Raw genomic sequence first — 15496 nt, forward strand, 5'->3', positions numbered from 1 at the left:
CTCCCATAAGAAAAACACCTCCATTTGTCGATCTTACTACGAATACGACGTGGGAGGTGCTTTTATCTGTCTCATTTATTTAGGTCACTTCATGATACAGGAGAAAGGGGTTTTTTATTATTATGGGAGTTCATTGCCGGCCGTCTGATAGAGATCATACCATTCTTCATGTGTTAAAGTGATCTCAGAAGCTTCGGCGATGCCCGCAAGCCGTTCGGGATTCATTGTTCCGACAATGGTTTGAATGCGGGCAGGGTGCCGCAGGATCCAGGCCGCTGCCACCGCCGATTCAGTAATTTGGTAGCGCCCGGCCAATTCGCTGAGTTTTTTATTTACTTCCGGAAATTTGTCGTTACCGACAAAAACACCTTCCATCATGCCATACTGAAACGGGGACCAGGCCTGGACGGTCATGTTGTTCAACCGGCTGTACTCAAGCAGGCCGCCTTCACGCATTACCGCTGCATCATTTTTCATATTTACATTCAATCCCTGATCTATCATGAGGGAGTGCATCAGACCAAATTGCAGCTGATTGGTAATCAGATCCTGTTTAACGTGCTGCTTTAAAAGCTCAATCTGCATTGGATGCTGGTTGCTGACGCCAAAATGCCGGACTTTACCGGAGGCGTGGAGGCTGTCGAACGCTTCGGCTACTTCTTCGGGCTCCATAAGTGCATCGGGACGGTGAAGAAGCAGTACATCCAGATAATCTGTCTGAAGACGCTTCAGGCTTTCGTCGACCGTATTTAAAATGTGGGATTTAGAAAAGTCGAAAGAATTTCCGCGTATGCCTGCTTTGGACTGAAGAAATACTTTTTCACGCAGGTCATCGTTCATTCCGGCTGCCTTGGCGAAAATATCTTCTGAATCCCCGCCGCCGTAAACGTCGGCATGATCAAAAAAGTTCACACCTGCTTCAAGAGCGGTACGGAAAACTTTTTCAGCATCACCGATGGAAAGCTTATTCATGCGCATACACCCGAGTGCTATATTGGATACGTGAAGAGAACTGCTGCCTAACTGCATTTGTTTCATCTGAGCACCTCTTTTTTTCAGGATAAGAATAGTGTAACATGACGGGTGTGCCATGAGCATGATAACGCTGTCAAAAAATATAAAAAATGACTTTCACACATAAATATGGTAATTTGTAGAAAAACGTTAAAGGATGTCAGAAATGAAACGAAGAACAATAAACAGTTATTTTATCCTATTCTGGCTTATTATCGGTATATGGAATATAGGTCTCGGGATTATTGTTGGTCTCGTACTGCAAAGCTATGTCTGGGCGTCCATTCATGTTTTGGCGGGCGCGCTGTGTTTAATCATAACGGAAGCTATACGCAGAGGGAAATTACAGGTTAAACAGGAAAAAGAAAACCAACTGTATGAGAACGATTAGTAGTTTTAGCCCCATGAATTCAAAAATAGTAATAATTTAATGATTACCCTGCAGACTTTTCGGAAATAGGACATTAATGATAAACAAAGGGGTGAGCATTATATTACAAACCAGAGGGGCTAAAACAATAAAGAATATTATTCAGGATAATGAAAAGCCGCTGACTAATCAGGATGTCGCCGCTATATTAAAAGATAGAAACAGCATTGACAGTTCCTTTGCTTTAAAAACAATTGATTCGATGGTAGGCAACGGACAGTTGATGCTTATCCGATATGTTGACGCTGGCGTATATGTAGTTGAAGTGAAATAAATTATGTTAACTGTTTTCATGAGCAGTTAACATAACTATTTTTTAATAAATAATTTTTACATAAATTCTCCGTTGCTGTAGTGAAGGTACCGAATAATCTGTAAAATAGAGAATTACTTTAAAGAAGAGGGTGATGGCAATGAGTTTTGAAGATGAGTTCGTAGCTAAAGCAAAAGAGTATTTAAAAGAAGATATAGACGCAAATATTATGAACGAAGTAAACTGGGAAATTGCCAAATACTTTAATAATCTGAATAAAGAGATCGGTGAAGTGAAAAATGACTCGTTCAGCAGCTACGGTTCAAAGCACCGCAGCTATATGACCATCGATAACCGCGAGGTGCTTTTTGAAACTGTTACAGACGACGGAAATTATCACATTCAGGTCACGCAGAGTACAGACGATACGACCAATGAACTTGATGTTATCTACGTCCAGGAAGGTAAAATGTACAGTCAGCAGGAAGAGAAAGAATTCAATATGGATATTGTACGGAACCACCTTAAAAATACCTTCGGTGATATACTGGGACTATAAAATGAAGAAGCGCCCGCTGCGGCGCTTTTTTTATTTTGAAAAATATTAAATAATCAATAGGGAAATAAGTCTTGATTTCCTTCGAATGGGTATATTGTCATTAAGGGGGTATACGCCATGGGGGTTGTTTATATTGACCGGCATATTCGCCAGGTACAGGTGATTATTTGTAGTGAAGGACACATGCTGCATTGTCTTGTCTGGCCGGGGGAAGGGGGATGGGTCGCCGATATACACTCCATGCAGAACAGCGGTTTTCATCCGACGTTTGAGCGGGTTTATTTTCCTGAAAATGAAGAGATTATCCAGCTTGGACGGCATATATATGTTCTGCGGTGAAAAGGCAGAAGCGCGCAGGTTTCTGCCTTTGCCCATGCTAAAGAGTATTTGGATCCGTATAGCCGATCGGGCCCCGGGATTCGGAATGCTCCACCACAGTAAGAACAAAACGCATCGGAATAAAGATGGTGCGGCTGCCGCCAGAGGTCTTCTGAGCTTTTTCCTGGTAAAAGTACACACCCGCTTCTTCAATACCGCAGTTTTCTGCGGACACTACTGCTTTAACGTAGCTTGAATGCTCTTCGAATGTACCTTCGCTTTGCAATCCATTCAAATCAAAAAGCGGAATGGCAGAAGGATCAAAATACACCTCGACGAAATTAGAACTGTCTGCTGATGAACTCATCCATCTTCCTCCTTTCAATAGTTGCTTCCCATAATATACCCTAAAACGGTTTAATAAAAGCAGAGGAGATAAAAGGAATGAAGGGGAAACGTGTAAACGTTTATGAAAGTAACTAATTATTGTAAAATAATTGACAGGGTAAGTTTTGTTTTGAAGGGAGGAGGAAGGCCTGGTGATAACAAACAGGGTGGAGCGGGCAAATTAAAAAGCAGAAGCCATTGGCTCCTGCTGTAGTTTATTATTTATGGTGTCCCGTACTGGGCTCGAACCAGTGACCTCCACCCTGTCAAGGTGGCGCTCTCCCTACTGAGCTAACGGAACAATTTATATGGAATGAAGCGACAGAAATAATATACAATAGGAAAAGACCAGTGTCAATCCTTCCGTGGTCAATTTTTGCAGGGAAGGCAGGAGCTACGCAGCCTGGTTTCTTCCGCGCAGTGAAGTTTACGGAATCTACCGATTTCAGGTTCCTGCCGGAATACTAAAGCATTCAAAGTCCAGGCGGCAGAAACAGAAATCCTTATCGTCTGCAGTACATATGTTAAAAAGTGAATTAATTTTCCTTTTGCTGTTTTTCTTTCCGCTGCTGAAGGAATAGAAAGAGGCAGAAGGCGAGCATGCCCAGACTGAGGTTGGAAAGAATGAAGCCGAGCGGCCCCTGATTAAAAATGCCAAGCGACAGCGCGCCGAAAAAAGCAATATAGGTGGTGCCGAGAAGCGGCAGGCTTCGCCCGGAGATTTTTTGCATAAAACGGGCAAGCTGGTATATGAGCGTATTTACAGCAAAACCAATTAGCAGTAAAATAAGTAAATTCATGCGACTATCTGAACCTTCCTTTGTGATGATGTCTTTTACCGATTTACATGCTACCATACCTTAGGTTTGAAAGATATCTACAAATACGAAAAGTGGGGCTTCTGCAGTAAACTGAATGGCGGCAGCTTTAAAATATAGAGAGAATGGGATAAAGGTGGAGGGATGTTCATGCAGGCATATGCAGACTTTTGGATGGAATGGCAGACACGTATTGTGGAGCTGCCCTGGATTGATATAGGCGTAGCTGTTTTGATTGCGCTTCTCGTGTTTGCTTTTCGGAAGCTATTTACTAAATACATTTTCAGATTCATTTTAAAAATGACCCACCAATCGAGATCACAGCTGTTCACCAATATTTTAGTATCGTTTGAACGGCCGATCCGTATGTTTTTCGCCGTGTTCGGCATCTACCTGGCACTGTTGTATCTCCCTATACCGTGGGATTCTATGACGATTATCAACCGCCTGTACGGTTCAATTTTAATCGTACTCGCAGCATGGGGGACATACAAGCTGCTGAATACGTCTTCGATGCTCTTTAACCCGATGATTAAAAGGCTTGAGGGCAAGGAAGACAATATGCTGGTGCCGTTTCTTTCCCGGGTGCTCCGCATTATTATCGTGGCGCTCGCGTTTACCATTATTCTCTCATCCTGGGGCTTTAATATTAACGGCTTTGTGGCAGGGCTCGGCCTTGGCGGTCTGGCCTTTGCCCTCGCCGCCCAGGACATGGTGGCTAACTTCATCGGCGGCATCATTATTGTAGTGGAACGTCCGTTTAAGCGGGGCGACTGGATTTATACGCCGACGGTGGAAGGAATTGTGGAGGATATTTCGTTTCGGAGCACGAAGGTGCGTACCTTCGCTGACTCAATCGTCATCGTTCCAAACAACACACTTGCCCACGAGGCGATTACGAACTGGAGTGAAATGCGTAAGCGCGAAATAGATATGACGCTTGGCATTGAATACCAGACGCCGCGGGAGCAGGTGCTGCAGTTGCGGGAGCGCCTCGAGGAGATGCTAAACAGCCGTGATGACATTGATAAAGAACTGATTCTTGTACAATTTAAAGAATTTAACAGCTCCTCGCTCGACCTGTGGGTTTACTGCTTTACCAAAACGACCGCGTTCCTGGAGTGGGCGGAAATCAAGGAAGAGCTGAATCTTGAAATTATTCGTATCCTTCAGGAGGAAGGCGTTCAATTTGCCTATCCAACACAGTCTATTTATATTGAAAAATCACCTGAAGAAAATTATCACATGTCCGACAATAATTAAGCGGGATTGACGGTTGGCAAACGAAGCGTACATGTTATAATAAGAATGTTTGTCAGAAGGAATATGTACGTAAAAAAGGAGCCGATGCATTCGATGGAACGAGTGGAAACATTCGTGTTAACCCGTGGACTGAATGCCAGTCAAGTATTGTCGTTTGTGCATGAACTGGAAACATTTAAAGCAGATGTGTTTTTTGAAAAGCGGAGAACCTCCGCAAACGGAAAAAGCGTACTCGGTATGATGTCTTTGTTTACAAGCATCAGACTGGGTGACAAAGTGGAACTCAAGGTGTACGGAGAGGATAAAGAAGCGGTGGCCAGAGTGGCGGCTGGATATCTTGGAGAAGCAGTAGAGCATGAGAATAATAACGGCTATTGGGAAGACGAAGCAGCGGAGCATGTGGAACGGGCAATGGCCGGATGCATGACCCACTGGAATCCCAATGTACGAAATATTGCACGCTCGTATCTGAAAACGACACGCAGTTAACAGGAAGGCCCGGCGCCGGGAAAAGCGTCCGGGTCTTCAGCTGTATCAGGAAACGTTTTCTAATCCTGGAAAATGCTAAGCATATCACAGGCCAAATAGGGTAAACTAAAAAAGGGAATGACTCATGCGTACTGGTTGTATCATACAAGCAGTAATGACGAATGACACGGAAGGAAGAATGCTTTATGATCGATCGGCATACCGGAACGTTTTGGCGGGCCTCCATTGCCCTCGGGCTTGCATCGCTGCTCATTTTTGCCAATATGTATTATCCGCAGCCGCTGCTTCCATTGTTTACTGGAGAATTCAACGTCAGCGAAGCCACAGCGAGCTTTGTTATTTCATTGTCGCTTTTAATGCTTGGCATAAGCTTCTTTTTTATCAGCGCGATTTCCGACGCAAAAGGGAGACGGAAAATCATTGTGTATGCGATGATCTGGGGGACCATAGCAACGCTCCTCATACCATTTGCCGGCTCCTTCTGGATGCTTTTGCTGCTGCGGATGGTCCAGGCAGTCGGGCTTGCCGGTATTCCGATTGCGGCTATGTCCTATATCGGGGAGGAATTCACTCCGCGTGCCATGACGGTAGCGATGGGATTTTACGTAAGCGCGAACAGCCTCGGTGGCATGGGCGGGAGAGTGATGAGCGGTGTGCTTGCCGATTGGTTTGACTGGCGGACGGCTTATTTTTTCATGGCCGGGGCAAGCGTACTGCTCGCCGTGCTCGTGATTCTGCTGCTTCCGGCATCAAAAAACTTCAAGCCAAAGCCGCTGGAGTGGAGCGATACGTGGAACAATGCGCTTTTTCACCTGAAAGATCCGGTTCAGCGCCTCGCTTATATTATCGGCGGATTGAATTTTTTCGTGTTTATCGGCACGTTCAACTTTATTACGTACCGCCTGGACGGCGACCCTTTTTTCGTCAGTACAGCGGTCCTGGGTCTGCTTTTTTTAACATACGGGGCGGGCACGTTCAGCTCAAGCCTTGCCGGGGAATTGACGCAGCGCTTTAAGCAGACGGACTGTATGCAGACCGGCATCCTCATTATGGCTGGCGGCCTGCTGCTGTCGCTTGTACCGCAGCTGTGGGTGGTTATTACATCGCTTGCAGTGCTGAGTTTTGGCTTTTTCTTTGCGCATTCCACGTCGAGCTCCTGGGTGACAAAAAACGCCAAAAAAGCCCGGGCGAGTGCCTCCGGACTTTATTTGACTTCTTACTATCTGGGCGGCAGCCTCAGCAGTATTTATTTCGGACTGCTGTGGCCTGTGGCTGGCTGGATCGGGGTCATTGCCGGCGGTCTGCTTCTGTTAATAGTCACACTTACAAGCGTGCGCCGTCTGATGCCGGTGGAAGCAGGCTAGCTTCTGGCAGGGAGAAGTACAATGCCGTCGCTGTCGGCATAGACGTAGTCTCCGGGCGTCCAGGTGACGTCGGCAAAGTCGACAGGAATAGAGCGCTCGCCGCGTCCTTCCTTAACGGACTTTCGCGGATTGGTAAAGCGGGAAAACACCCGGATATTCATTTCTCGCAGCTCGTCACTGTCACGGATGGCGCCGTTTACGATAATACCCGCGAGTCCGCGCTTAACAGCGATTTCTGCCAGGTTGTCCCCGAGCAGGGCGCGCCGGGACGAGCCGCCTCCGTCAACTACAAGAACACTACCGGCGGGAATATCACCAAGCGCCTGTTCAACAAGCACGTTATCTTCAAAAACCCGTACTGTTTCTATTGGCCCTTCAAAAAAACGTGCCGGTCCGTGCGATAAAAACGGCTCATTGGCGACAAAAACTTCGTTTCCATATTCATCACAGATATCAGCTGTTCTACCCATATGTATGCCTCCTTTTATTATTTTCATTGTAAGGCTTTCCCAGAAGAAAGAAAATAGCAGGACAACAGAAAAAAGATGCCACTATTATTTTGTTTTCAAAGGGCGATATGATAATCTAGGAAAGAGAAATTTGAAGGAGGATGTAAAACATGAATCAAATGGACGCAAATGAAATTATCCAGTTCATTTCAGATAGTAAAAAATCAACTCCGGTGAAAGTACATATTACCGGCGATTTGGACGCTATCGGATTTGGAAATGAAACGAAGCGGTTTATTACAGGAAACACTGGTGTATTGTTCGGTGAATGGGAGGATATTAAAGAAGGCATCGAAGCGAACGCAGACAAAATTGAAGATTTTATTGTAGAAAACGACCGCAGAAACAGCGCGATTCCAATGCTTGATCTAAAAGACATCGAAGCACGCATTGAGCCGGGCGCGATTATCCGCGACCAGGTGGAGATCGGTAAAGGCGCCGTTATTATGATGGGCGCAAGCATCAACATCGGTTCAGTTGTTGGAGAAGGCACGATGATTGATATGAACGTTGTAATGGGAGGACGTGCCACCGTAGGTAACAATTGCCACATCGGGGCAGGATCCGTTCTTGCCGGCGTCATTGAGCCGCCATCCGCCCAGCCGGTCGTTGTTGAAGACGGCGTTGTAGTTGGTGCCAATTGCGTGATCCTTGAAGGAGTTACTGTCGGAGAAGGCGCAGTCGTTGCTGCCGGCGCCGTAGTAACAGAAGACGTGCCGCCAAACACGGTCGTGGCCGGTACTCCTGCACGTGTCATCAAAGAAATTGATGAGCAGACAAAAGGAAAAACAGAAATCAAACAGGAACTGCGCCGCTTAAAATAACAACGCTGCAACGTAACGGTGAAAGGCTGCCTTTTGGGACGGGTTCCAAAAGGGGCCTTTCTTTTTTCATTTACGCGAAAGGGGCAAACAGCATGAACTGGCTTGAAAAAGACCAGCACTATATAATGTCTACGTACCAGCGTCTTCCTATCGTGGTCGAAAAAGGGGAAGGCAATTACTTATACGACAGTGAACAAAACAAATACCTCGATTTATTTACCGGCCTGGCCGTAAATATTGTCGGTCATTCGCATCCATATTTGCTCAGTAAGCTAAAGGAACAGGCAGACCAGTTTCTGCATATTTCCAATATGTTTATTAACAAACCGGCGGTCCGCCTGGCGGAACGGTTAATTGAACTCAGTATCCCCGGAAAGGTGTTCTTTGCAAACTCCGGAGCGGAGGCCACTGAAGCAGCGGTCAAGCTTGTCCATAAGTGGGGAAGCAGCCGGGAAACGCCGAAAAAGGGAATTGCTGTCCTGGAAAAAAGCTTTCACGGAAGGACGCTGGGCGTTATTCAGCTGACGCGCCAGCCCGGAATTTATCAGGATTTTCCGGCAGCGGACTATCCTGTGTATGAAGTGGGAGCAGAAAACCTGGTGGCCCTTGAAGAAGTGCTTAAGACGAAGCAGCCGGCAGCATTTCTATTCGAGCCGATTTTAGGCTCCGGCGGCATTCAGCCGGTCTCTCCTTCGTTTATGGAAGAAGCAAAAGCTCTCTGTGAAAAATACAATGTGCTGTTTATCGTAGATGAAATTCAGACTGGCATCGGGCGCACCGGAACATTTTTCGCCTACGAGCGGGCAAATATTATGCCGGATGTTATTTTGTTTGCTAAAGGCATTGGCGGAGGCCTGCCGCTTGGAGGAATGATTGCAGGAGAGCAGGTGCAGGAAGTATTTCACCCGGGCGATCACGGCACAACCTTCGGGCCTTCCCCGCTCAGCGCTGCCATGGGAAATGCAGTGCTTGACGTCCTGTATGATCAAAATGAATTGGAAAACGGACGTGAACGGGCCGAATACCTGTGGTCCCGTCTGGAAGAGTGGAAGAATAAAAGCGAGGGATTCGTGCAGGAAATCCGCGGGCTTGGCATGATGATCGGGGTGGTACTGGACGCAGACGCTTCATTTGTGAAAACACTGCAGGAGAGACTGCTTGCGAAAGGATTTATGTTTAATATTACCCAGCAGCGCATTATCCGCCTCCTGCCCCCGCTGACCCTTGAGCGCGCTGAGGTGGACGCTTTTATTGAAAATCTTGCCGCAGAAATGAACGCCTTAAAAGAAAGGAGCGTGCAGGAATGAACTCCACTGATTTAACGAGGTTCCGCCGTGACCTGCACCGCATCCCGGAGCCGGGATTCCAGGAAGTCAAAACGCAGCAGTATCTGCTTGAGGCGATTCGCGCCCTGCCTCAGGGACACCTGTCATATAAAACGTGGAAGACCGGTATTCTCGTTCGTATCGAAGGCTCTGACCCGGAAAAAACCGTCGGCTACCGAACGGATATGGACGGCCTGCCGGTCCCGGAGCAGTCCGGCCTGGATTTTCCTTCGGAGCATGAAGGAATGATGCACGCCTGCGGGCACGACATGCACATGGCGATCGCGCTCGGCATACTGCAGAACCTTGCGGAGCACCGGCCGGTCCAAAATGTGGTGATGCTGTTTCAGCCGGCAGAAGAAGGACCCGGGGGGGCAGAACCGATGCTCAGGTCCGAGGAATTCAAAACATGGAAGCCGGACGAAATTTATGCGCTTCATATTGCTCCAGAGCACCCGGTGGGCACGATTGCGACAAAGCCGGGGGTACTGTTTGCCAATACCTCAGAATTGTTTATTAACCTTCGCGGCAAAGGTGGACACGCGGCACGTCCCCACCAGACAGAGGATATGGTGGTGGCAGCGAGCCATTTTGTGACTCAGCTTCAGTCAATTGTAGCAAGAAACATTGATCCACTCGATCCGGCAGTCGTGACAATTGGTATGATTGAAGCAGGAACCAAGCAGAATATCATTGCAGAATCTGCCCGGGTGGAAGGGACAATCCGCACCTTTTCGATGGACAACATGAAGCTGATTAAAGAAAGAATAACCGGAATGCTGAGAGGGATTGAAGCCTCCTTCCACTGTGAAACAGACGTGGACTGGGGAGCGAACTATTGCCAGGTGTATAATGATGAAACAAAAACAGCGGATCTGGCTGCGTTTGCAGAGAGCCACGGGCAGGCCAATTTTGTGGAGAGCCGGGAAGCAATGACTGGAGAAGACTTTGGCTATTTTCTCCGGGACATCCCCGGGACGATGGTCTGGCTCGGGGTAGACACGCCGTACGGCCTGCATGACAACCGGATCAGCCCTTCTGAAAAAGCGATGGACACCGCGGTAGAGTTTTTCACTGATTTTCTGCACAGCAGGTAATAAAACGATAAAAGACGGCGGGGCTCTAAAAGCCCCCGCCGTCTTTTATTTGCTTTACGCTTCTTTACTGACGTTCACCTGATGCGGGTAAGGGATCTCGATATTATGAGCATCAAGGTCTTCTTTACAGGCTTTCAGCAGTTCCCGCTGCATAGCCCACTGCATCATGTTATCTGTTTTGGCGATAATACGAATAGTAACCTCCGAAGCGCCAAGGGCGTTTACTCCTACCACGTCGGGTCCTTCCTTGAAAACCCCCTGTTCCTCAGCCACCCGGTTGCAGGCCCCCTGAATGACGGCAATTGCTTTATCCATATTTTCCTCATAAGCAATACCGATATCGACGATTGCCTGCATGTTACCACGCGAATAGTTGCTAACAACACTGATTTCCCGGTTTGGTACGAAATGAAGCGTACCGTCAAAGCTTCGCACCTGAGTTGTGCGCAGTCCCACCTCTTCGACGATACCATCTATTCCGGCGATTGCAATGTAGTCTTCTACATCAATCTGCTTTTCGAGCAGAATAAAAAAGCCGGTAACAACGTCGCTCACAAGGCCCTGGGCCCCGAAACCAATCGCAAGCCCGACAATCCCGGCGCTGGCGATCAGCGGAGCGATGTCCAGATCAAACAAACCTAAAGTAATGGTAATTACGATAAATAACAAAATGTAGGTAAAGATGCTGATAGCGAGCCTCGAAAGGGTCTTAACCCTGCCCGGGTGCATATTCCGCTGCTTTTCCATGCGGTTAAAGGCGCGGTGGATAATTTTACTCCCGATGGCACGTACTATAATATAGCCGATGAGCACACCGATTAACTGCACAATTAAAATAATCGCAGCTGTCCAGAAAATTCCTTCATTAAATGATTCCATGTTCAACTTATAACACTCCCCAGCCTATAGTTTCCAATTTAACCCGATTAGTATAACATAACCGATTGTACCAAAAAATATGTAATAGTTATGAATTAAACTGTCGCGAAAACAGGAGTAGAGCGTTGAATTGACTTTAAAATTGGTGGTCCATATAATGAAGGATAGAATGCAGGATCGTAATTACTAAAGGAGTGGAATGCATGAGTGAAAAGCGTATGGTGGCAAAGCAGGCTCCGCGCTTCGAGATGGATGCCGTCATGCCGGACACCTCGTTTGGCACGATCAGCCTTGAGCAAGTTATGAATGAAGATAAATGGACGGTGCTTTTTTTCTATCCAATGGATTTCACCCATATTTGTCCGACAGAAATCACAACAATGAGTGACCATTACGGTGAGTTTGAAGAACTCGATACAGAAGTGATAGGCGTTTCGACAGATACCATCCATTCGCATAAAGCATGGATCAATATGACACGGGAAGAGAATGGCCTTGAGCAGCTGAAATTTCCGCTTGCAGCTGATACAAATCACCGGGTCAGCCGGGATTACGGTGTGTTGATCGAAGAAGAGGGAGTAGCGCTGCGTGGTTTGTATATCATTAATCCGGACGGGGAACTGCAGTATTCGATGATTCATCACAACGATGTCGGACGCGACGTTGACGAGGTGCTTCGCGTACTGCAGGCTCTGCAGATGGGTGGAATGTGTCCGGCGAACTGGAAGCCGGGACAGGACACGCTGAACACCTGAGCGCCCATTTTTCGGCCTGAAGAGGCCCGTCAAAAAAGCTGAAGGACTTGAGAAGAATAGGGGAGAACGGAATGAAGAAACAGTTTGCAGTCATTGGTCTCGGCCGGTTCGGCGGAAGCATATGCAACGCGCTGGCCGACGAAGGAATGGATGTGCTTGCTATTGATTCCAATGAATACCGGGTCAATGAATTTGCCCAGGTTGTCGCTCAGGCGGTCATCGCGGATGGTATGGATGAAAAGGCGCTCCGTGGTCTTGGCATCCGTAATTTTGACAATGTCATTGTAGCTATCGGCGATAATATTCAGGCAAGCATTATGACTACCATCGTGCTTGATGAAATTGGCGTCAAGCACATTACGGTAAAAGCACAAAATGACTATCACGAAAAAGTGCTGCGGCGCATCGGTGCTCATGAAGTAATCCATCCGGAGCGCGATATTGGAGTAAGAGTAGCACACAGCATCGTCTCTAAAAGCGTGCTTGACTACCTGGAGCTTTCCGAGGATTACAGCATCGTAGAACTCGAAGCCGGACAGCTGCTTGACGGAAAATCGCTGCTCGATTTAGATATACGTGAAACGTATCAATGTAACGTACTTGCCATTAAACGCGGGGAGGATGTACATGTGTCCCCGCGGCCGGAGGTAGATATCAGCGAGGGTGATATTCTGATTATCGTTGGCGCAGACGGAGATATTGCAAGACTCGAATCCCGGTGGATTGATGATAACTGAAAAACAATTTGGCCTTTTCGCATGAGAATGCGGAAGGGCTTTTTTAGTTTTTCATTACGTACAAAGGGTAAATAAGGATATTGGCTGCATATATTATATTAGGAGGTGAGTCAGGTGCTGTTATATGCATCCCTGCTTGTGATACTGTTAGCCATCGGACTGATTGTTTATATATTTGATGTGAAAAGCAATTATTTCCCGGTCCCGATGGTGCTTTTAATTATTGGACTCGGGCTCTCCTTTATTCCCGTGTTTAACAGGCTCGGTTTGAATCATGATATAATTTTTGATCTGCTGCTGCCGGCGATATTATTTGTGTCTGCCTACAGTTTCCCGATACGTTCATTAAAGAAAAACATCTGGCCAATTGCCACACTTGGAACGCTTGGTCTGATGGCGACCGTATTTTTAATGGCAGTACTTATATATCTTGTGGGCGGCCCCGCTGCCGGCCTGTCGTTCGTTGCAGCATTTTTAATTGCTTCGATACTGACACCGACAGATCCGGTATCTGTGACAGCCATTCTCGAAAACGTATTCGGAGATTCGGATATTCCAAAAGTCGTGGAAGGGGAATCAATGATCAATGACGGGACCAGCGTGGTATTGTTCGGGATTGCTTCCTCCATGTTTTTGTACAATGAATCCTTTTCCATCTTTTCGTTTCTGGGTGAATTTCTGCTGGTGTCGCTTGGCGGTGTGGCTGTCGGTATGACAGGCGGGTGGCTTGTTACAAAAGCGGTTCATATCATGCATAATCATGTGTATCAGGTGATGCTCAGTGTGATTCTTGCCTACGGCGGTTTTTATATTGCTGAAGGCCTGGGGGCCTCCGGTGTTTTAGCCACCGTGTCGGCAGGTATTATGCTCTCCCGCGCCTTCCAGAAATCTGAAAAGGAGGAGGAGCTTCACTCCTATTTGGATGGTTTTTGGAAAGTGGTGGAGCCGGCCGTATTGTCTCTGCTTTTTTTATTGATCGGTATTCAGTCAGCTGACTATCTTGCATTTGGACACTGGCTGCTCGCGATTGGAGTATTTATTATTTCGTTAATCGTCCGCTTCATTGTATTAGGCGGATTTCTAAAATTGTCCCCGCATATTAAAGAACGGTTTCAGTGGTCCTCTGTATTCATGATGACCTGGTCTGGGCTGAAAGGAACTGTTTCTGTGGCCCTGCTGCTGAGTATCGAAGTGCAGTCCAGTAGCAGTGCGGATCTCGTCGTTTCTCTAACGTTTGCAGCCATTCTGCTGTCCCTTGTTATTCAAAGCCTTGGGGTCTACCCACTGGCCCAGAAATTTTCTTCCTGAGAGAGCCCGGATGTACGAGGTTACATGAAAAGCAGTACGCATAAAACACACGCCCGGATAAATAAACCGGGCGTGTGTTTTATGGTTTTTGATTAAGCTTTGCTCCAGTCAGCATTCATTTCTACCCCGGCTGCGTGCAGAGTAGTAAATACCGGGCAGCGGGCATCAACCTTCTCCTGAAGTTCCTGAACGCGTTCATCGCTTTCAGATGTCTGTACTTTCGCTTTTACCGAAACTGTCTGAAAATAAGGACGGACATCAGGGTTGCCCATCATGCCTTCTGAATCAATATTGCCGTTTACCTGAAATGAAATACCCTGGAGGTCGAAATCCATTTCCTTAGCCACGAAATTGGCGACGGCGTTCTCACAGCCTGCCAGAGAAGAGAGAAGAGCGGATAAAGGGTCCATGCCCTGATTATTTCCACCAAGGTTTTCGGGCTCATCGATCGTAATTTCATGAGTACCTGTGGAGAGGTCGGTCTGAAAGTTTTTAGCGTTTCCTTCTACGTTAAATTCCATATTAGCCATGTTTATTCACTCCTTTGGTTAGAACTACTACGCTATACCCGCGCCCCTATTAAGATAAACAATAGGGGCGTCGACCTCTAAGTTGCGTTTTTTCAGCTTTCGTTTAGGGAATGGGATAAAAAGCAAATTGTAAAGGAGAAATCGATTATGGCAAAGTACAGTAGAATTATTGCCCAGGCAGGATGCCACATCCATCATGCTGAGCCCGCTCAGGTATATGAAGCTTGGACCAATCCCGAGCTGATGAAAACGTGGATGTTTCCGTCAGGGGGAGACAAAGAAGCAGAGGCAGAGGCCGATGTATCAGAAGGCGGTGCATGGAGTGTGGTGAATGAAAGCCAGGAGGAAACGTACAGGGCGCACGGGACGTATTTAGAAATAAATCCGCCAGAACGAATCAAAAAAACGCTCGTTCGCAAAGAGACAGGCGGCCAGGACGAAAAAATCACAGTGGAAATTAATTCTATCTTAAATGGAAGCCAGTTAATTGTAACCCAGGACGTAGTTTTTCTTCATCATGAGCAGCTGGAAGGAAAAGTCGTGGAAGAGCATTTAAGGGAAGAAAGGCTCCGGACGGAAAAATACTGGCACGAAATGTTTTCCTTATTATCAAAACAACTTACACCTTCGTAAGCGT

The 15496-nt window shown here is 47.0% G+C and carries 20 protein-coding genes and 1 tRNA gene; 14 read left to right on the plus strand and 7 right to left on the minus strand.

Translation table 11 applies throughout. The features are described from left to right. Positions 1-120: 120 nt before the first annotated feature. On the minus strand, positions 121-1038 hold the full coding sequence (locus G548_RS0102745) for an aldo/keto reductase (protein WP_022792613.1): 918 nt from the start codon (positions 1036-1038) through the stop codon (positions 121-123). Between the two features lie 142 nt (positions 1039-1180). On the opposite strand from G548_RS0102745, the gene G548_RS0102750 reads away from it, so the two are divergent. From G548_RS0102750 to G548_RS0102765, 4 genes are all read left to right on the plus strand, one after another. Beyond that, positions 1181-1405, plus strand: coding sequence for a hypothetical protein (locus tag G548_RS0102750; protein WP_022792614.1), 225 nt, complete (start codon positions 1181-1183; stop codon positions 1403-1405). A gap of 76 nt (positions 1406-1481) precedes the next feature. Beyond that, positions 1482-1718, plus strand: a complete 237-nt coding sequence (locus G548_RS0102755) for a hypothetical protein (protein WP_022792615.1) — start codon at positions 1482-1484, stop codon at positions 1716-1718. A 139-nt stretch (positions 1719-1857) separates the two neighbouring features. Further along, positions 1858-2256, plus strand: coding sequence for a DUF3942 family protein (locus G548_RS0102760; protein WP_022792616.1), 399 nt, complete (start codon positions 1858-1860; stop codon positions 2254-2256). A 117-nt stretch (positions 2257-2373) separates the two neighbouring features. Beyond that, the gene (locus G548_RS0102765) at positions 2374-2595 is read left to right on the plus strand and encodes a hypothetical protein (protein ID WP_022792617.1); all 222 of its coding nucleotides are present in this window, start codon (positions 2374-2376) and stop codon (positions 2593-2595) included. A gap of 37 nt (positions 2596-2632) precedes the next feature. Here the strand turns inward: G548_RS0102765 and G548_RS0102770 are convergent, their stop codons facing one another. The 3 genes from G548_RS0102770 to G548_RS0102780 all read right to left on the minus strand — a co-directional run bounded on the left by G548_RS0102770 (position 2633) and on the right by G548_RS0102780 (position 3761). After that, positions 2633-2941, minus strand: a complete 309-nt coding sequence (locus G548_RS0102770) for a hypothetical protein (protein ID WP_022792618.1) — start codon at positions 2939-2941, stop codon at positions 2633-2635. A 245-nt stretch (positions 2942-3186) separates the two neighbouring features. After that, positions 3187-3262: transfer RNA gene (locus G548_RS0102775), tRNA-Val, on the minus strand. A 235-nt stretch (positions 3263-3497) separates the two neighbouring features. Beyond that, the gene (locus G548_RS0102780; RefSeq protein WP_022792619.1) at positions 3498-3761 is read right to left on the minus strand and encodes a hypothetical protein; all 264 of its coding nucleotides are present in this window, start codon (positions 3759-3761) and stop codon (positions 3498-3500) included. Between the two features lie 168 nt (positions 3762-3929). On the opposite strand from G548_RS0102780, the gene G548_RS17180 reads away from it, so the two are divergent. From G548_RS17180 to G548_RS0102795, 3 genes are all read left to right on the plus strand, one after another. Next, positions 3930-5042 (plus strand): mechanosensitive ion channel family protein, encoded by a 1113-nt coding sequence (locus tag G548_RS17180; protein WP_022792620.1) that lies wholly within the window; start codon positions 3930-3932, stop codon positions 5040-5042. Positions 5043-5135: 93 nt separating this feature from the next. Continuing rightward, positions 5136-5531 (plus strand): HPr family phosphocarrier protein, encoded by a 396-nt coding sequence (locus G548_RS17185; protein WP_169435226.1) that lies wholly within the window; start codon positions 5136-5138, stop codon positions 5529-5531. 185 nt (positions 5532-5716) lie between these two features. Next, the gene (locus tag G548_RS0102795) at positions 5717-6895 is read left to right on the plus strand and encodes an MFS transporter (RefSeq protein ID WP_022792622.1); all 1179 of its coding nucleotides are present in this window, start codon (positions 5717-5719) and stop codon (positions 6893-6895) included. On the opposite strand, the gene rraA is transcribed toward G548_RS0102795, so the two are convergent. Next, positions 6892-7365 (minus strand): ribonuclease E activity regulator RraA, encoded by a 474-nt coding sequence (gene rraA, locus G548_RS0102800; protein WP_022792623.1) that lies wholly within the window; start codon positions 7363-7365, stop codon positions 6892-6894. The two genes, G548_RS0102795 and rraA, sit on opposite strands and share 4 nt — an antisense overlap. Before the next feature lie 149 nt (positions 7366-7514). Here rraA and dapD point away from each other — a divergent pair, with 149 nt between their 5' ends. The 3 genes from dapD (at position 7515) to G548_RS0102815 (ending at position 10650) form a co-directional block, all read left to right on the plus strand. After that, positions 7515-8228 (plus strand): 2,3,4,5-tetrahydropyridine-2,6-dicarboxylate N-acetyltransferase, encoded by a 714-nt coding sequence (dapD, locus tag G548_RS0102805; RefSeq protein WP_022792624.1) that lies wholly within the window; start codon positions 7515-7517, stop codon positions 8226-8228. A gap of 92 nt (positions 8229-8320) precedes the next feature. Further along, entirely contained in the window at positions 8321-9535 is a 1215-nt protein-coding gene (locus tag G548_RS0102810) for an aspartate aminotransferase family protein (protein ID WP_022792625.1), read from the plus strand. Next, the gene (locus tag G548_RS0102815) at positions 9532-10650 is read left to right on the plus strand and encodes an N-acetyldiaminopimelate deacetylase (protein ID WP_022792626.1); all 1119 of its coding nucleotides are present in this window, start codon (positions 9532-9534) and stop codon (positions 10648-10650) included. The genes G548_RS0102810 and G548_RS0102815 overlap by 4 nt, the downstream gene beginning before the upstream one ends. A 54-nt stretch (positions 10651-10704) precedes the next feature. Here the strand turns inward: G548_RS0102815 and G548_RS0102820 are convergent, their stop codons facing one another. Further along, complete coding sequence (locus tag G548_RS0102820; RefSeq protein ID WP_027847159.1) at positions 10705-11529, minus strand: mechanosensitive ion channel family protein; 825 nt, start codon at positions 11527-11529, stop codon at positions 10705-10707. A gap of 203 nt (positions 11530-11732) precedes the next feature. Here G548_RS0102820 and G548_RS0102825 point away from each other — a divergent pair, with 203 nt between their 5' ends. From G548_RS0102825 to G548_RS0102835, 3 genes are all read left to right on the plus strand, one after another. After that, the gene (locus tag G548_RS0102825) at positions 11733-12284 is read left to right on the plus strand and encodes a peroxiredoxin (RefSeq protein ID WP_022792628.1); all 552 of its coding nucleotides are present in this window, start codon (positions 11733-11735) and stop codon (positions 12282-12284) included. A 71-nt stretch (positions 12285-12355) separates the two neighbouring features. Continuing rightward, positions 12356-13021, plus strand: a complete 666-nt coding sequence (locus G548_RS0102830) for a potassium channel family protein (protein WP_022792629.1) — start codon at positions 12356-12358, stop codon at positions 13019-13021. A 114-nt stretch (positions 13022-13135) separates the two neighbouring features. Continuing rightward, the gene (locus tag G548_RS0102835; RefSeq protein ID WP_022792630.1) at positions 13136-14329 is read left to right on the plus strand and encodes a cation:proton antiporter; all 1194 of its coding nucleotides are present in this window, start codon (positions 13136-13138) and stop codon (positions 14327-14329) included. A 92-nt stretch (positions 14330-14421) separates the two neighbouring features. Here the strand turns inward: G548_RS0102835 and G548_RS0102840 are convergent, their stop codons facing one another. Further along, complete coding sequence (locus G548_RS0102840) at positions 14422-14859, minus strand: OsmC family protein (protein ID WP_022792631.1); 438 nt, start codon at positions 14857-14859, stop codon at positions 14422-14424. A 147-nt stretch (positions 14860-15006) separates the two neighbouring features. Between G548_RS0102840 and G548_RS0102845 the strand changes: the two genes are divergently transcribed. Further along, positions 15007-15492 carry an SRPBCC family protein gene (locus G548_RS0102845; RefSeq protein WP_022792632.1) on the plus strand — a complete coding sequence of 162 codons (486 nt, stop codon included), beginning with the start codon at positions 15007-15009 and terminating at the stop codon, positions 15490-15492. Positions 15493-15496: the final 4 nt, after the last annotated feature.

The sequence above is a fragment of the Marinococcus halotolerans DSM 16375 genome, from assembly GCF_000420725.1.
Lineage (GTDB): Bacteria > Bacillota > Bacilli > Bacillales > Marinococcaceae > Marinococcus > Marinococcus halotolerans.

What these genes read in the sequence shown, in the direction of transcription:
- G548_RS0102745 (WP_022792613.1), bottom strand. Translation starts at nt 1,038, where the DNA reads ATGAAACAAATGCAGTTAGGCAGCAGTTCTCTTCACGTATCCAATATA.
- G548_RS0102750 (WP_022792614.1), top strand. Translation starts at nt 1,181, where the DNA reads ATGAAACGAAGAACAATAAACAGTTATTTTATCCTATTCTGGCTTATT.
- G548_RS0102755 (WP_022792615.1), top strand. Translation starts at nt 1,482, where the DNA reads ATGATAAACAAAGGGGTGAGCATTATATTACAAACCAGAGGGGCTAAA.
- G548_RS0102760 (WP_022792616.1), top strand. Translation starts at nt 1,858, where the DNA reads ATGAGTTTTGAAGATGAGTTCGTAGCTAAAGCAAAAGAGTATTTAAAA.
- G548_RS0102765 (WP_022792617.1), top strand. Translation starts at nt 2,374, where the DNA reads ATGGGGGTTGTTTATATTGACCGGCATATTCGCCAGGTACAGGTGATT.
- G548_RS0102770 (WP_022792618.1), bottom strand. Translation starts at nt 2,941, where the DNA reads ATGAGTTCATCAGCAGACAGTTCTAATTTCGTCGAGGTGTATTTTGAT.
- G548_RS0102780 (WP_022792619.1), bottom strand. Translation starts at nt 3,761, where the DNA reads ATGAATTTACTTATTTTACTGCTAATTGGTTTTGCTGTAAATACGCTC.
- G548_RS17180 (WP_022792620.1), top strand. Translation starts at nt 3,930, where the DNA reads ATGCAGGCATATGCAGACTTTTGGATGGAATGGCAGACACGTATTGTG.
- G548_RS17185 (WP_169435226.1), top strand. Translation starts at nt 5,136, where the DNA reads ATGGAACGAGTGGAAACATTCGTGTTAACCCGTGGACTGAATGCCAGT.
- G548_RS0102795 (WP_022792622.1), top strand. Translation starts at nt 5,717, where the DNA reads ATGATCGATCGGCATACCGGAACGTTTTGGCGGGCCTCCATTGCCCTC.
- rraA (WP_022792623.1), bottom strand. Translation starts at nt 7,365, where the DNA reads ATGGGTAGAACAGCTGATATCTGTGATGAATATGGAAACGAAGTTTTT.
- dapD (WP_022792624.1), top strand. Translation starts at nt 7,515, where the DNA reads ATGAATCAAATGGACGCAAATGAAATTATCCAGTTCATTTCAGATAGT.
- G548_RS0102810 (WP_022792625.1), top strand. Translation starts at nt 8,321, where the DNA reads ATGAACTGGCTTGAAAAAGACCAGCACTATATAATGTCTACGTACCAG.
- G548_RS0102815 (WP_022792626.1), top strand. Translation starts at nt 9,532, where the DNA reads ATGAACTCCACTGATTTAACGAGGTTCCGCCGTGACCTGCACCGCATC.
- G548_RS0102820 (WP_027847159.1), bottom strand. Translation starts at nt 11,529, where the DNA reads ATGGAATCATTTAATGAAGGAATTTTCTGGACAGCTGCGATTATTTTA.
- G548_RS0102825 (WP_022792628.1), top strand. Translation starts at nt 11,733, where the DNA reads ATGAGTGAAAAGCGTATGGTGGCAAAGCAGGCTCCGCGCTTCGAGATG.
- G548_RS0102830 (WP_022792629.1), top strand. Translation starts at nt 12,356, where the DNA reads ATGAAGAAACAGTTTGCAGTCATTGGTCTCGGCCGGTTCGGCGGAAGC.
- G548_RS0102840 (WP_022792631.1), bottom strand. Translation starts at nt 14,859, where the DNA reads ATGGCTAATATGGAATTTAACGTAGAAGGAAACGCTAAAAACTTTCAG.
- G548_RS0102845 (WP_022792632.1), top strand. Translation starts at nt 15,007, where the DNA reads ATGGCAAAGTACAGTAGAATTATTGCCCAGGCAGGATGCCACATCCAT.